The sequence below is a fragment of the Flavipsychrobacter sp. genome (assembly GCA_041392855.1).
GTDB lineage: Bacteria > Bacteroidota > Bacteroidia > Chitinophagales > Chitinophagaceae > UBA5543.
Genome location: JAWKLD010000002.1, coordinates 127,706 through 144,374 on the forward strand (window position 1 = coordinate 127,706; position 16,669 = coordinate 144,374).

6 protein-coding genes are annotated in these 16,669 nt (G+C 40.8%); 1 reads left to right on the plus strand and 5 read right to left on the minus strand.

The window, feature by feature from the left end; genetic code table 11:
- The first annotated feature begins 1 nt into the window (after position 1).
- Positions 2-1,330 (plus strand): folylpolyglutamate synthase/dihydrofolate synthase family protein, encoded by a 1,329-nt coding sequence (locus R2800_14250; protein MEZ5018216.1) that lies wholly within the window; start codon positions 2-4, stop codon positions 1,328-1,330.
- On the opposite strand, the gene R2800_14255 is transcribed toward R2800_14250, so the two are convergent.
- The 5 genes from R2800_14255 to R2800_14275 all read right to left on the minus strand — a co-directional run bounded on the left by R2800_14255 (position 1,331) and on the right by R2800_14275 (position 16,360).
- Positions 1,331-2,755: a sugar transferase gene (locus tag R2800_14255; GenBank protein MEZ5018217.1), complete on the minus strand. Its 1,425-nt coding sequence runs from the start codon at positions 2,753-2,755 to the stop codon at positions 1,331-1,333.
- A 12-nt stretch (positions 2,756-2,767) separates the two neighbouring features.
- Positions 2,768-3,634 (minus strand): hypothetical protein, encoded by an 867-nt coding sequence (locus tag R2800_14260; GenBank protein ID MEZ5018218.1) that lies wholly within the window; start codon positions 3,632-3,634, stop codon positions 2,768-2,770.
- A 59-nt stretch (positions 3,635-3,693) separates the two neighbouring features.
- Positions 3,694-4,680, minus strand: coding sequence for a Gfo/Idh/MocA family oxidoreductase (locus tag R2800_14265; protein ID MEZ5018219.1), 987 nt, complete (start codon positions 4,678-4,680; stop codon positions 3,694-3,696).
- A gap of 219 nt (positions 4,681-4,899) precedes the next feature.
- On the minus strand, positions 4,900-7,638 hold the full coding sequence (locus tag R2800_14270; GenBank protein MEZ5018220.1) for a T9SS type A sorting domain-containing protein: 2,739 nt from the start codon (positions 7,636-7,638) through the stop codon (positions 4,900-4,902).
- Positions 7,628-16,360, minus strand: a complete 8,733-nt coding sequence (locus tag R2800_14275; GenBank protein MEZ5018221.1) for a hypothetical protein — start codon at positions 16,358-16,360, stop codon at positions 7,628-7,630. Before R2800_14275 ends, R2800_14270 begins: the two co-directional genes overlap by 11 nt.
- Positions 16,361-16,669: the final 309 nt, after the last annotated feature.

Below are 16,669 nucleotides of genomic sequence, written 5' to 3' on the forward strand. Positions count from 1 at the left end.
TATGGATATTGCTTCCGCTTACCAACAAACGCTTGATTATTTATACCAACAGTTGCCTATGTTTTCAAGACAAGGGGCTGTAGCTATAAAAAAAGACCTAACCAACACCATAAAGCTTTGCGAAGCATTGGGCGATCCTCACCAAAAATTCAAATCGATACACGTAGCAGGTACAAATGGTAAGGGTAGCGTTAGCCACATGCTTACCTCTGTACTACAAAAGTCGGGCAGAAAAACAGGCTTATATACCTCTCCTCATCTTATTGACTTTAGAGAACGTATTCGCGTCAACGGAAAATCAGTAAGCAAAGAATGGGTGGTTGACTTTGTAGCTAAGCACAAGGACATCATTGAAAAAATAGAACCTTCCTTTTTTGAGATAACTGTAGCTATGGCCTTTACCTATTTTGCAGAGCAAGAGGTAGACATGGCCGTTATAGAAACAGGCCTAGGCGGTAGACTAGACAGTACAAACATCATAACCCCAATAGCTTCTATTATTACCAATATTAGCTATGATCATATGGACATGCTTGGTGATACCCTTGAGAAAATAGCTATAGAGAAAGCGGGTATCATGAAACAAGGCGTACCCGTAATAATAGGGGAACAACAAGAGGAAACTGAAAGAGTATTCTTTGAGCAGTCCTTACAAAAACAAGCTATACTCTTCCATGCCGATACCATGTGGGACTTGGTAAAAACCAAAAGCACACCGGGCTTACAATACTACAAAGCGATCAATAGAGCAACTCAAGAGATGCATGATCTAGCTTCGGACTTGCCCGGTAGTTATCAGTCTAAAAACATAAAAACCGTACTAGGTGTTCTAGAAGTGCTCAATACCATGAAGCTATTGGAGATAGATAAAGACACCATCTTTAATGCACTTAGCAATGTAAAGGGCAGCACTGGCCTAAGAGGACGTTGGGATGTACTACAACACAACCCTTATATTATAGCAGAAAGCGCCCATAACCAAGCAGGCATAGAAGGAGCCATGCAACAATGGGCAGGTATAGAGGCTACCAATAAACATATTCTTATAGGCTTTGTGAAAGACAAGGATATTAATGGCGCACTTGCTGCACTCCCTAAAGATCAGAACTATTACTTCTGTGCTGCACAAATACCCAGAGCCTTAGCTGCAGAAGAGCTACATAATAAAGCTAAAGAATTGGGCCTTCAGGGAAAGGCCTATACCACAATTGAAGAGGCCCTAACAGACATTAAGTCTACAATGCAGGATGATGATGCCTTATTAATAACAGGTAGTTTTTTTGTTGTAGGAGAAGCTTTAGCACATCTTTTACCAGAGGGTGACCTATAGTTATTTCCCTCTTCCCTGAAAAAGTACATTAAGTGTATAGAGCATGATCTTGACATCAAGCGCTAGCGAACAGTTCTCTATATACAAGAGATCGTATTTCATGCGTTCTTTCATTTGCGCCACATTCTCAGCATAGCCATACTGCACCATACCCCAAGAGGTCAACCCTGGTTTTACTTTATGCAAGTATTTATAGTGTGGGCGCTCCTGACATATAATATCAATAAAGTGCTGGCGCTCGGGTCTTGGCCCTACAAGAGACATCTCTCCTTTTAAGATATTGACAAATTGAGGTAATTCATCAATACGCCATTTACGCATAAAACGACCCCAAGGTGTAATACGCGGATCTTCTTTACTAGACAGTGCAGGCCCTTGCTCTTCTGCATTGGTATACATAGAGCGAAACTTGTAGATCATAAAGGGCTTCCCATAGAGACCTATCCTTTCTTGCTTATATATAATAGGACCTGAAGAAGACAGTTTCACCCTGATTGTAGCTAGTAATAAAACAGGAGAAAGTATAATCAATGCTAATAGCGATGACGTAATATCTATAGTACGCTTACATACTCTTTGCCAGTCGGGCATGAGCTCGGGGTGCACATACAATAGTATAGCGTCATATACGTTACTGGTTTTTACAGACCCTGAAATTATATCGTACATGTCTGGTAGTATCTTAATAACTACAGCATGATAGCTCAATGAGGTCAATATATTTTCTAGCAGGTGGTGTTCTGAAGAGTCAATAGCAATAATAACCTCTTCTATGCCATGTGTTTCTATTATTTCTTCTAGCTCCGACAAGTCTCCCAACTGTGGTAGGTATTTGTTCATGCCGTTGGTCATCTCTTCGTTGGAGTAGATGAACCCTTTGAACACATTGCCTAATACCTTAGGGCTTTCTGTTACTTGCTTATATATCTCAATGGCTTTACTATTGCCTCCTATTATCAAAGTATTATACCCTACTTCACCTCTTATCAATCTTCTTTTAGCGCGATTTAGAATCACCATCCTTAGTGTAAGCGTAATTGAAGTATGGATCAACAAATAGCGTCCTGTCATTCTTATGAAATAAGAATAGTCGACCGCATCATTAGCAAAAATGAAAAGAGAAATAATAACACTACCCAGTATACATGAGATCAGTGTTCGGTTAATTTCATTTAGTCTTGACTTTCTGTATAAATCGAAGTAAGTACCAGATAGTAAGTACAACACAAACCAACCACCCGGTATAAAAAGCAAGCCCATGACATAATCTTTCAGGTGAAAGATCTCCCAAGCAGACCACCAGTCAGCCTTCCCTAAAGAAGAATGTCTATAAACCCAGAATGTAATCCATGCAACAACAGCAGCTATATAATCTATATATACAAGCTGACGTATAGCACGTTTTTTTATAGGCTCTAGATTCATTAGGCTCAGCTACTAGTAGGTAACTATTTTTAGGTTGTCTAATAGGACGTATCCATCTTTTTGTCCATCAGGTAGCGTTGCTTTTATTAATAGTCGGTAGCTCACCCCTTGAAAAGTATTGGTATAAGCTTCCAACGGCACGTATAATTTTGTCCAATTAGAGTTGGGATAAACTCCTTGAAAATATTGGAATGCTGCCGAACCTGATTTCAGGGTAGCGTACAACCCAATTTCGAATTGAACGGAACTTTTAAAATCTAACTCTAAATACGACTCACCTATAGGTATTTTGATATCGGTATTGTTGAACATTTGCGAAGAGGTGTGCGCTTTATCCAGATAAATATATCCTGAGCCTCCACCTTCATACACCTTATCTTTATCTGCAGTTCTCACCATTGCAGTATCCAAAGGTTCTTCGGGTACCAAACGGTCAAATTTATTACCAACTTCAAAGTCTTCTTTGAAAATAAAATTCAATCCATCTACATACTTTGTCTTTGCATTGAAGGTAACCACATTACCCGGGTCTACTTTTAAGGTCATGGTATCGAATGCATAGAACGGATACAAGGCTTTATAGTTCTTTAACCCACTGTAGGTAACGCCAGGAGCTATACTTAGCCTGCTGTCTCTATCCAGTAATACAGGAAAGGTAGAAGGCACATCAAAAACACCTATAGGCTTACTATCCAAATACACCCATACTGCGCTGATATCATTAGAGATACTTCCTGTTTTAGAAGGGTTGGCATCTTCAAAAGCAAAGGAATCAATACGCACATAGGTAGGCGTTTTCTCTGCAGGATTAATAATATCGCAACCTGAGCCAAAAGCCCCAACGACAAAAAGCAATATTATGCTATATATTATTCTCATTTCTAACAATAAATGGAGGCGCTATACGTTAATAACGGCTTTTAAAGTAAAGTATTGTGCTATGCGTTGTGTAATTCGTTATGCAGGCTCATTTTTTTCAATATCTGGTGTGCCACATCCATGGCCTGATAACCATCATATACACTTACCCTAGTAGGTTTATTTTCCAATATCGCTGTTGCAAATTCTGCTAACTCGGCTCTTATTGCATTAGAGGGCTCTACTTCAGGCATTTGTACAGAAATACGTTTTTTCTCTCCGTTTCCTGTATCTATCGGAAAGTCCATCATTCCTTTTGGTCCTTCATCTTCATTCAGCCTTATCACCTCTGTTTTCTTGTCTAAGAAGTCGATACCGATATACGCATCTCTTTGGAAAAGACGCATTTTACGCATCTTTTTGAGGGATATACGACTAGAAGTTAGGTTAGCAACACAACCGTTATCAAACTCTATTCTGGCATTAGCAATATCTGCAGTCTCGCTTATTACAGAAACACCACTCGCTGATATACGCTTTACCGGAGATTTTACCAGATGCATTACGATATCTATATCGTGTATCATCAGGTCGAGTATCACAGAAACATCAGTACCTCTGGGGTTAAACTGTGCTAGCCTGTGTGCCTCAATAAACATAGGCTGCAAAGCCTCTTCACCCAATGCTAAATACGCAGGGTTGTAACGCTCTACATGCCCTACTTGGCATTTGACATCCGCCTCTTTTACCAACTGTACCAGCTCATTAGCTTCTTCCAGTGTATGCGCTAAGGGCTTTTCTATAAATATATGTTTGCTATTGAGCAAGCATTTTTTGGCTATCTCATAATGTGAGGTAGTAGGCGCTACTATATCCAATGCATCTGTAGCTGCTATTAGCTGGTCAACATCCTCAAAACGAGGGACTTGGTATTCGGCAATGATCGCTGCAGCCTGATCATCATTAGGGTCAAAAAAGCCCACTAATTCTATTCCGTCTATTTCTTTCCATTGTTGGATATGAAACCTGCCAAGATGCCCTGCACCAATAACACCAATTTTTAGCATACTCGCCTATATAATATAACCTGTAATAAGTTTTTTTCAGAAGTCGCAATATAGCAATTAATAGGCAGTATCTAATGGCTAAGGGGCGTATCTGTTGGCAATTTGTCCACAGTATTACTTCTATATGACAGCTCTTACTCCCATTCAAAGTATGTTCATAGCATAAAAAAGCGGCTATGATTTATCATAGCCGCTTTTTCTTATTTAAAAACTGAGTACTTATTCTACAATATTGAAACGTCTGGTGTATACCTGACCATCTACTTCTATAGATAGTGTGTATAAACCTGGTGCAATCTTGCCGTTCAAGCTCAATTTATGGGTCAATTTACCATTTACAACATCTGTAGTAGCAGTGTGTACTTTCTGACCAAGGTTGTTGTAAATAGAGATGTTTGTAGCTCCATTAACACCTGCAAATGTTCCCTCAATAGTAAACTCACCATTATTCGGGTTAGGATACAATCCTAGCTCATCAGCACCATTTACAGTATTCTGTACTGAGTTAGGTTGATTTACAACCAAGGTATTACTAGACTCAAACTCATTCACTTTACATGGATGGTCTGGCTTCATTGTCACTTGGATCTTATCTAAGTATAATAGATCATTTACTACGTAAGTATCACCTGTTACACCAGCTACTACCTGACCACTTCTACGCCAGATGTAAGTTGGGTTAGCACCACCATTTACAGGAACTGCAGTTATCGTTGTAGGCATACCCGGTACTAGTACACTTGGGTTAGCTACGATAGATACAGATGATGCTTCCACTTTATTCACTGTGAAGATCTCCTTATTCGTGATCACAGGCTCTGGACAAGAGAAGCTGTTCGTGAAGATACACTGAACAGTATCACCGTTCTTAAGCGTACTAGACTGTAATGATGCAAATGGATTGTTAGCCACTTTATTACCATTTATGTACCAGTCAAATGTTGGCGTTGGTCCACCATTAGTATAGTAACAGAATACGTTAACTGTATCTCCTTCACAAATATTAGTTGTTGGAGTAGCTTGTATTCTACCAGTAGCAAATGTAAGTGGTGTCACTTTCATATTGATACCTGCACTGCTCACCACCATTGGTGTAGCACATAGTGCACTACTTGTCAGACGACAGCTTACCACATCACCATTTACAAGTGTATTAGTAGTAAAGGTTGTTGCAGCCACACCAGTGTTCACACCATTTACTTGCCATTGGTAAATCGGGTTCGCACCGCCATTCACCGTACTTGTAACTGTAAACGTTGCCGCTCTTGTATCACATACTGAATCACCCGGAGGTCCACTGATCGTAATAGATGGTACCGGACGAGGATGAACGATCATCGTCTTAGTATTACTTGTTACTGATGCAGGTGAAGGACATGGTACACTAGAGGTCATCACACATGTGATCACATCTCCGTTAGCTAAGCCTGAGCTGGTATAACTTGTAGAGTTACTACCTACGTTAGTACCATTTCTCTTCCATTGGAAGCTTGGACTAGGACCAGGGTTAGTTGTAGATACTACAGTAAAGGTTACTGAAGTATTTACACATATGTCTGTATCACTCGCTGTTATTGTTAGAGCAGGAGTAAGGATCGGATGAACGATCAATGTTGCACTGCTTGTAGTAGCAGGAGTACATGGACTTGCACCACTTACCACGCAACGGAATTGAGCATTGTTCAATCCTAAGTTAGCATTAGTAATAGATAGTGTAGATGAGGTAGCACCATTGTAAGTGAAACCACCAGTACCACTACTACCATTGCTGATATTAGTAAATCCGCTTCCTGTATTGGCCTGCCATTGATAAGTAATACCTGTACCTGTAGCGCTACAGCTGAAGCTTACATTATTACCATCACAGATAGCATTATTGCTTGGGTTACCTGTTATAGCAGGAGGCGTGTTAACTGTTAATAGTCTTGCATTCGAAGTAACAGAAGGTGTACAAGAACCACTTATGATACAACGATATTGGTTGTTGTTGAACGATGCTGCCGGAGCTGCTAAGTTTAGTGTTGCTGTAGTAGCACCGCTATACACACCACCATTAGATACATTACTCCAAGTACCACCACCATTAGTGCTTACTTGCCATTGGTAAGTAACCGCAGTACCTGTAGCTGATACGCTAAAGCTAGCATTACTTCCAAGACATATTACAGAGTTAACAGGCTGTGCTGTAAATCCTGGTAGAGTAAGCATAGTAAGTGTAGCCGCTGTAGAAGTAACTGAAGGCGCACATACACTATTGACCATACAACGGTATTGGTAACCATTGATCGCCAAACTAGCACCTGTTAATGCTAAAGTAGCTGTATTAGATCCACTATAGATACCTATGTTGGTCACATTAGTCCATGTAGTACCACTATTAGTACTTACTTGCCATTGATAACTAATACCTGTTCCTGTAGTAGTGACACTGAATGTAGTGTTACTACCATCACAAACGTTCTTGTTAGTAGGATTAGCTGTGATAGCTGGTAAAGTATGTACTGTTAATGTTCTTGCTGTAGAAGTAACGCTTGGCGTACAAACACCACTTACGATACAACGATATTGGTTATTGTTAGCAGCTGTTGTTGCTGCAGTAACACTAAGTGATGGAGTGGTTGTATTACTGTGGATACCCGTATTAGTTAGGTTGGTCCAAGTACCACCACCGTTAGTACTTACTTGCCATTGGAAAGTTAGGCTTGTACCTGATGTATTTACGTCAAACGTAGTACTTCCACCATCACATATTACTCTATCAACAGGGTGAACGTTAATAGTAGGTCTCACATTTACCACTAGTAAACGTGGAGCAGAAGTAACACCCGGAGGACATGAGCCACCCAGTACACAACGGAACAACGTACTACTAGATGTAGCCATTGCATTAGTTATGGTTAATGATGCAGTAGTGGCATTGCTATAGATACCTCCGTTCACAACATTATTATATGTCACACCACCATCTGCTTACTTGCCATTGATAACTAATACCTGTTCCTGTAGCCGTTACATCGAATGTAGTATTATCACCTTCACAAACGTTCTTGTTAGTAGGATTAGCTGTGATAGCAGGTAAAGTATGTACTGTTAATGTTCTTGCTGTAGAAGTAACGCTTGGCGTACAAACACCACTTACGATACAACGATATTGGTTATTGTTAGCCGATGTTGTTGCTGCAGTAACACTAAGTGATGGAGTGGTTGTATTACTGTGGATACCCGTATTAGTTAGGTTCGTCCAAGTACCACCACCGTTAGTACTTACTTGCCATTGGAAGGTTAGGCTTGTACCTGATGCTGTAATACTAAAGGATGTACTACCACCATCACATATTACTTTATCTACGGGCTGTACATTTATAGATGGCAGGCTATTAACCACTAGTAAGCGAGGAGCAGAAGTAACACCCGGAGGACATGAGCCACCCAGTACACAACGAAACAAGGTACTACTAGATGTAGCCATTGCATTAGTTATGGTTAATGATGCAGTAGTAGCATTGCTGTAGATACCACCATTCGTTACGTTACTCCAAGTAGCACCACCATTAGTACTTAATTGCCACTGGTAGGTTACACCTAAGCCTATAGCCGTAACATCAAAGGTTGTATTATCTCCCGCACATATTGTACGATTGACGCCATGATTTGTTACAAAAGGAGCAGCATTAACGGTCAATATTCCAGCATTAGATGTAGCAGCAGGAGCACATGTACCTGTTACAACACAACGATATTGATAGTTGTTTGCCGTTGGAGGTACATTGGTCAAATTCAAGGTAGATGTAGTAGCGTTGCTATACATGCCACCATTCGTCACGTTACTCCAAGTAGCACCACCATTAGTACTTTCTTGCCATTGGTAAGAAATGCCTAAACCTGTTGCTGATATTGTAAATGAGGCATTGTTATTCTGGCATATGGTACTATTAATAGGGTGCATGGTAACAGCTGGCGTACTATTAAAGATTAGTATAGCTGCTGTTGTTGTTGCAGCCGGAGCGCAAGTACCACTAATTATGCAACGGTATTGGTTATTATTTTCTGCAATTGTTGCAGCTGTAAGACTTAAAGTCGTTGTTGTAACACCTGAGTATATACCTGTATTGGTCAAGTTCGTCCAGGTAGCACCACCATTAGTACTTACTTGCCATTGATAAGTAATGCCTATACCTATACCTGCTGCCGCAAAACTCGTATTTGTACCTGGACAGATAGTACTGTTAACAGGGTTAACGGTCACTACAGGAGCTGTATTGATCGTTAATGTAGCAGCAGCTGATGTTGCACTTGGTGCACATGTACCACTTACGATACAACGATATTGGTTGTTGTTAACTGCTGTTGTTGCCGCAGTCAAGTTCAACGTTGCTGTTGTAGCATTACTATAGATACCAGTGTTCGTCAAGTTTGTCCAAGTAGCACCACCATTTGTACTTACTTGCCATTGGTACGTCAACGCTGTACCAGTTGCAGTTACACTGAATGATGTGTTATTACCCTCACAGATAGTACTGTTAACCGGTGCAACTGTAACTACTGGCTTAGTATCTATGGTCAACATAGCAGCTGTTGTTGCTACAGATGGCGTACAAGTACCGCTTACCATACAACGGTATTGATTATTGTGTACTGCTGTTGTTGCAGCAGTCAAGTTCAAGGTAGTTGTAGTAACACCTGTATAGATACCTGTATTCGTCAAGTTCGTCCAAGTAGCACCACTATTGGTACTTACTTGCCATTGGTAAGCTACACCAGTACCAGTACCTGCTGCTGTGAAGCTTGTATTGCTTCCTTCACATATAGTACTGTTAACCGGGTTAAGTGTAACCGCAGGTAATGTATTGATCGATAATGAAACTGTATTAGAGGTTACACTTGGTAAACAAACACCACTTACCACACAACGGTATAGGTTACCATTGTCAGAAACAGCAGCGCCTGTTAGGTTTAGTGTTGCAGTAGTAGCACCACTGTAGATACCACCATTAGCTATACTACCCCAAGTACCACCACCATTAGTACTGATATACCATTGATATGCTGCACCAGAACCTGTAGCCGTTACCGTGAAGCTTGCATTACCACCAGGACAAGTTGCTGTGTTAGATGGTTGTCCTGTAATTGCAGGCAATGTATTTACTGTTAATTGTGCAACATTAGATGTAGCACTTGGAGCACAAGTACCACTTACCACACAACGATATCTGTTTCCGCTGAAGGTTACCGCAGGAGTAGCTATGCCTAAGCTTTGTGTAGTAGCACCACTATAAGCACCACCGTTCACTACATTACTCCAAGTAGTACCACCGTTAGTACTTTCTTGCCACTGATAAGTAACATTAGCACCTGAGCCTATTATGGTAAATGATGCACTATTACCTAAACATACTGCCATATCAGCCGGTTGCGATGTCACCTTAGGCACTGCATTTACAACTAGTAAGCGAGCTGCCGAAGTAACACCCGGAGGACATGTTCCGCCTATTACACAACGGAATAAAGTACTACTTGCTGATGGCGTAGCATTAGTTATAGTTAATGATGCAGTTGTAGCATTACTGTAGATACCACCGTTTACAACATTAGTATAAGTAGCACCACCGTTAATACTTGATTGCCATTGATAGGTCAAACCAGCACCTGTTACTGTTACATCAAATGTTGTGTTATCTCCTTCACAAATAGTACGGTTAACACCATGGTTAACTATTGCAGGAGAAGTATTGATCGTAAGTGTTGCTGCATTTGAATTTGCAGCAGGCGTACAAGTACCACTCACTACACAACGATATTGATTATTATTCTCTGCAATTGTTGCCGCAGTAAGATTAAGTGTATTTGTAGTTACGTTACTGTAGATACCTGTATTAGTCAGGTTAGTCCAAGTAGCACCACTATTAGTGCTTACTTGCCATTGGTAAGTAATACCAGTACCTGTAGCAGTAATACTGAATGCAGTATTGTTACCCTCACAGATAGTGCTGTTAACAGGTTGTACTGTTACCGTAGGCAAACTATTAACTGTCAACAATCTTGCAGTTGAGTTAACCGAAGGTGTACAAGTACCGCTTACTACACAACGATATAAATTATTGTTCTCTGCAGTAGTTGCCGCAGTTAGGTTTAATGTTGCTGTTGTTACATTACTATAGATACCACCATTTGCCAAGTTGGTAAATGTAGCACCACCGTTAGTACTTACTTGCCATTGGTAGGTCAATGCTGTACCTGTAGCGGTAACACTAAATGATGTGTTAGCACCGTCACAAATAGTACTGTTAACAGGTTGTACTGTAATAACAGGAGATGTATTAATAGTTAATGTAGCCGCATTAGATGTAGCAGGAGGCGTACAAGTACCACTCACTACACAACGATATTGGTTGTTGTTAACAGCAACTGTTGCTGCTGTTAAGTTCAACGTTGCCGTTGTTACATTACTATAAATACCTGTGTTAGTAAGGTTAGTCCAAGTAGCACCACTGTTGGTACTTACCTGCCATTGGTAGGTAATACCTAAACCTGTAGCAGTAACACTAAATGATGTGTTAGTGCCCTCACATATAGTACTGTTTGTAGGCTGCCCTGTAACGGCAGGTGTACTATTGAATGTAAGGGTTGCCGCATTTGAAGTAGCTGCAGGAGTACAAGTACCACTTACTACACAACGATATTGGTTATTGTTTTCAGCAACTGTTGCTGCTGTTAAGTTTAATGTTGCTGTTGTAACATTACTATAGATACCAGTGTTGGTCAGGTTAGTAAATGTTGCACCACCGTTAGTACTTACTTGCCATTGGTAAGTTAATGCTGTACCTGTAGCAGTAACACTAAATGATGTATTAGCACCAGGACAGATAGTACTGTTTACCGGTTGTACCGTTACAACAGGAGCAGTATTGATGGTAAGTGTTGCTGCATTAGATGTAGCCGCAGGCGTACAAGTACCGCTAACTACACAACGATATTGGTTATTATTAACCGCAACAGATGCCGCAGTTAAGTTCAATGTTGCTGTAGTTGCATTACTATAGATACCACCGTTTGCTAGGTTGGTCCAAGTAGCGCCACCGTTTGTACTTACTTGCCATTGGTAAGTAATACTTGTACCAGTAGCCGTCACACTGAATGATGTGTTAGTACCCTCACATATAGTGCTGTTTACAGGCTGTGCTGTAATAGCAGGCAATGTGTTGATCGTAAGCGTTGCCGCATTTGAAGTAACACTTGGAGGACAAGTACCACCTACTACACAACGGTACTGATTATTATTTACAGCTGTAGTTGCTGCAGTTAAGTTCAACGTTGCAGTAGTTGCATTACTATAGATACCACCGTTAGCCAGGTTGGTCCAAGTAGCACCAGCATTAGTGCTTACTTGCCATTGGTAAGTAAGACCCGTACCAGTTGCCGTAACGCTAAAGCTTGTATTACTACCCTCACAAATAGTACTATTTACAGGCTGTGCTGTAATAGCAGGCAATGTGTTGATCGTAAGCGTTGCCGCATTTGAAGTTGTGTTTGGTGTACAAGTACCATTGATCACACAACGATATTGATTATTATGTTCTGCTGCAGTAGCCGCAGTTAAGTTTAATGTTGCTGTTGTAGTATTACTATAGATACCTGTATTGGTCAGGTTAGTAAATGTTGCACCACCGTTAGTGCTCACTTGCCATTGGTAAGTCAATCCTGCACCTGTAGCAGTTACGCTAAAGCTTGTATTTGCACCAGGGCAGATAGCTGTGCTAACTGGCTGAACTGTAACAACAGGAGCGGTATTTACCGTTAATGTTCTTGGTGTAGATATTGCATTTGGAGGACAAGTACCACTCACTACACAACGGTATTGATTATTATTCTCAGCAGCAGTAGCAGCCGTAATACCTAAATTTTGAGTAGTTACATTACTATAGATACCACCATTTGCAAGGTTAGTAAAGGTTGCACCACCGTTGGTACTTACTTGCCATTGGTAAGTAATACCAGCTCCAGAACCAACTACATCGAATGTAGTATTACCACCTTCACATATTGTTCTGTCTACTGCTTGTACGGCAATACCTGGCAATGTAGTTACTGTAAGCAACCTTGCTGCTGATGTTGCACTTGGTGTACAAGTACCGCTTACCACACAACGGAACAGTGTACTGCTTGAAGAAGCAGGCACTGCAGTCAGTGTTAATGTTGCAGTAGTAGCACCGCTATAGATACCTCCATTAGTTACATTAGCATAAGTTACACCACCATTGGTACTAGCTTCCCACTGGTAAGTGAGGCCTGTACCTGTAGCAGTGATTGTGAAACTTGTATTATCACCTGCACATATAGAGCTGTTAACACCATCAGATGTTACAACCGGAGCAGAATTAAATGTTAATGTAGCTGCATTAGAAGTTGTGTTTGGCGTACAAGACGCGTTGATCACGCAACGATATTGATTATTATTTTCAGCAACTGTTGCTGCTGTTAAGTTTAATGTTGCTGTTGTTACATTACTATAGATACCAGTGTTGGTCAAATTTGTAAATGTTGCACCACCATTGGTACTTACTTGCCATTGGTAAGTAAGTGTGGCACCTGTTGACACTACAGTAAAGCTTGTATTTCCACCAGGGCATATAGCACTGTTAGTAGGTTGTGTTGTCACAACCGGCGGAACATTCACTGTTAAAGTAGCCGCATTTGAAGTAGCTGCAGGAGGACATGTACCACTTACTACACAACGATATTGGTTATTATTCTCTGCTGCAGTAGCCGCAGTGATACCTAAAGTTTGTGTAGTTACATTACTATAGATACCGCCATTTGCAAGGTTAGTAAAGGTTGCACCTCCATTAGTACTTACTTGCCATTGATAAGTAATACCAGCACCAGAACCAACTACATCAAATGTAGTATTACCGCCAGAACAAATAGTTTTATCTATTGGCTGTACAGATACCGATGGTAATGTTGTTACTGTTAGCAATCTTGCACCCGATGTAGTACCAGGAGTACAAGTACCACTCACAACACAACGATATAGTGTACTACTCACTGCAGTAGTAGCACCAGTAAGTGTTAATGTAGCTGTAGTAGCTCCGCTGTAGATACCACCGTTAGTTACATTAGCATAGGTAGCACCACCATTAGAACTTACTTGCCATTGGTAAGTAAGTCCTGCACCTGTTGTAGTAATAGCAAATGTTGTGTTGTCTCCATCACAGATAGTACGATTCACACCATGATCTGTTACCACAGGCAAACCATCTACAGTTAGTGTAGCCGCATTTGAATTTACAGCAGGGGTACAAGTACCACTTACTACACAACGATATTGATTATTGTTTGCAGATGTTGGAGGAGATGACAACCCTAAAGTAGCCGTAGTCGCACCACTGTAGATACCGCCGTTTACAATATTAGTAAAGGTTGCACCTCCGTTAGTACTTTCTTGCCACTGGTATGTCAAACCAGCACCTGTTGCAGTTACACTAAAGTTAGCTGTTGCATTTTCACAAACTGTAGTATTTGCAGGTTGTACTGTTACTACAGGAGACTCATTTACTGTAAGCGTTCTTGCTGTAGAAGTTGCAGCAGGAGTACAAGTACCACTTACTACACAACGGTATTGATTATTATTTTCTGCTGCAGTAGCAGCTGTTATTGTTAATATATTAGTAGCAGCACCACTGTAGATACCACCATTGGTCACATTCGCCCAAGTAGCTCCACCGTTAGTACTTAGCTCCCACTGGTAAGTAATGCCAGCACCAGAACCAACTACTTCGAAAGTAGTATTACCACCAGCACAAATAGTACGGTCTACCGCTTGCACTGCAATTGAAGGCACCGTGTTTACAACTAATAGTCTTGCTGCAGAATTGACAGCAGGAGTACAAGTACCACTTACCACACAACGGAATAATGTACTACTTGATGCAGCAGGAACACCTGTTAAAGTTAAAGTAGCTGTAGTGGCACCACTATAGATACCGCCGTTAGTTACATTAGCATAGGTAGCACCACCATTGGTACTAGCCTCCCATTGGTAAGTAAGTCCAGCACCTGTTGCAGTTATACCAAATGTTGTATTGTCACCATCACATATTGTACGGTTTACACCGTGGTCAGTTACTACAGGAGATTCGTTAATAGTAAGCGCTACAGCATTTGAAGTTGCAGCAGGAGTACAAGTACCGCTTACCACACAACGGTATAGGTTATTATTAAGTCCTGTATTTACACCAGTAAGGTTTAAAGTAGTAGTAGTAACACCACTATATATACCTCCATTATTTAAGTTAGAATAAGTAGCACCTCCATTGATACTTTCTTGCCACTGATAAGTAATTGCTGTACCTGTAGCTGTTACACTGAAGCTACCATTCTGTCCGTTACAAACAGCCGCCGCCGCCGGCTGCGCTGTAATTGTAGGAACTCCATTTACTGTTAATGTTCTTGCAGTAGAATTTACACTTGGCGGGCAAGTACCACTCACGACACAACGATATTGATTATTATTTTCAGCTGTAGTAGCCGCAGTAATTCCTAAGCTTTGAGTCGTTACGTTGCTATAGATACCTGCATTGGTAAGATTAGTAAAGGTAGCACCACCATTAGTACTCACCTGCCATTGGTAGGTAACATTAGCACCAGAACCAATCACATCAAAAGTAGTATTGCTACCCGCACATATTGTTTTATCTACAGGTTGTGTAGATACAGATGGCAATTCATTTACAACAAGCAATCTCGCACCTGATGTAGCAGAGCCACAAGGACCAGAAGCTACACAACGGAACAATGTACTGCTCACTGCAGTAGTTGCACCTGTTATTGTTAGCGTATTAGTAGTAGCACCACTATAGATACCACCATTAGTTACATTAGTATAAGTTGCACCTCCATTGACACTAGCTTCCCATTGGTAAGTAGTAGCCGCAGCTGATGCTACGATCGTAAAATTTGTATTATCGCCAGAGCATATAGTTTGGTTTACACCATGATAGGCTATAGTTGGTGCTGCGTTAACCACCAATAATCTTGCTGCAGAAGTTGCTGAAGGACAGCTTGCACTACTTACCACACAACGGAACAATGTACTACTAGAAGCAGCAGGCACATTGGTTAATGTTAATGTAGCTGTTGTAGCACCACTGTAGATACCACCGTTTGAAACCGTATTATATGTTGCACCTCCATTAATACTTGACTCCCACTGGTAAGTCAAGTTGCTACCTGTTGCCGTAACAGAGAATGTAGTATTTGTGTTTTCACAAATAGTACGGTTTACACCATGGTCTGTAACTACAGGTGCATCATTGACCGTAACAGAAACAGCATAACCTATACTGGTGGTAGCACCACCGTCTCGTACTGTTAATGTACCATTGTAGGTACCTGCTGCAGGTGCAGCCGGCACGGCTGTTGAGATAGGGCTAGCTGGCAACGCCGCATTAACCACATCAACAAATCCTTGTCCGTTAGCTGTCGCGTCCCAATCAATACTATAGTCAACCGGCGTACCAGTTGTTCCACTATAAGTAATATCGGCACTTGTCGTACCACTACAAACTGTAGGTGTACCATTAACTATCGTAATGGTTGGCTGCGCTATGGCAACTGTCGAAAATGCTGAGAATACTACTAGTAGAAATAATAGTAATGGGTGTTTTTTAGTAAACTTCATGCAATCGCGTTTAATATCAAATATTTAAATAGAGGTGTACAATATGACCCTTCCCTGACAATCAACAAGCCAGAGAAGCACATATTAAGAGCTAATTTATACAAAAGGATTTATTTTTTATACTTTTTTTAACAGGAAGGCAATAATAAAATAAGGGATTAAAAAATCATGGTATATGAACTTATTGAAAACAAAATCAATTAATTAGACAATACATACATTTTACTTCTATGTATCTCTTGCCCTTATACATCGCTTGGCAGAAATGAGTAACGCCTGAAAAGGCCCGCAAAAGAAACACCCCAACGA

Excerpts from the sequence above, each read along its gene's own strand:
- R2800_14250 (MEZ5018216.1), top strand. The coding sequence starts at position 2 with ATGGATATTGCTTCCGCTTACCAACAAACGCTTGATTATTTATACCAA.
- R2800_14255 (MEZ5018217.1), bottom strand. The coding sequence starts at position 2,755 with ATGAATCTAGAGCCTATAAAAAAACGTGCTATACGTCAGCTTGTATAT.
- R2800_14260 (MEZ5018218.1), bottom strand. The coding sequence starts at position 3,634 with ATGAGAATAATATATAGCATAATATTGCTTTTTGTCGTTGGGGCTTTT.
- R2800_14265 (MEZ5018219.1), bottom strand. The coding sequence starts at position 4,680 with ATGCTAAAAATTGGTGTTATTGGTGCAGGGCATCTTGGCAGGTTTCAT.
- R2800_14275 (MEZ5018221.1), bottom strand. The coding sequence starts at position 16,360 with ATGAAGTTTACTAAAAAACACCCATTACTATTATTTCTACTAGTAGTA.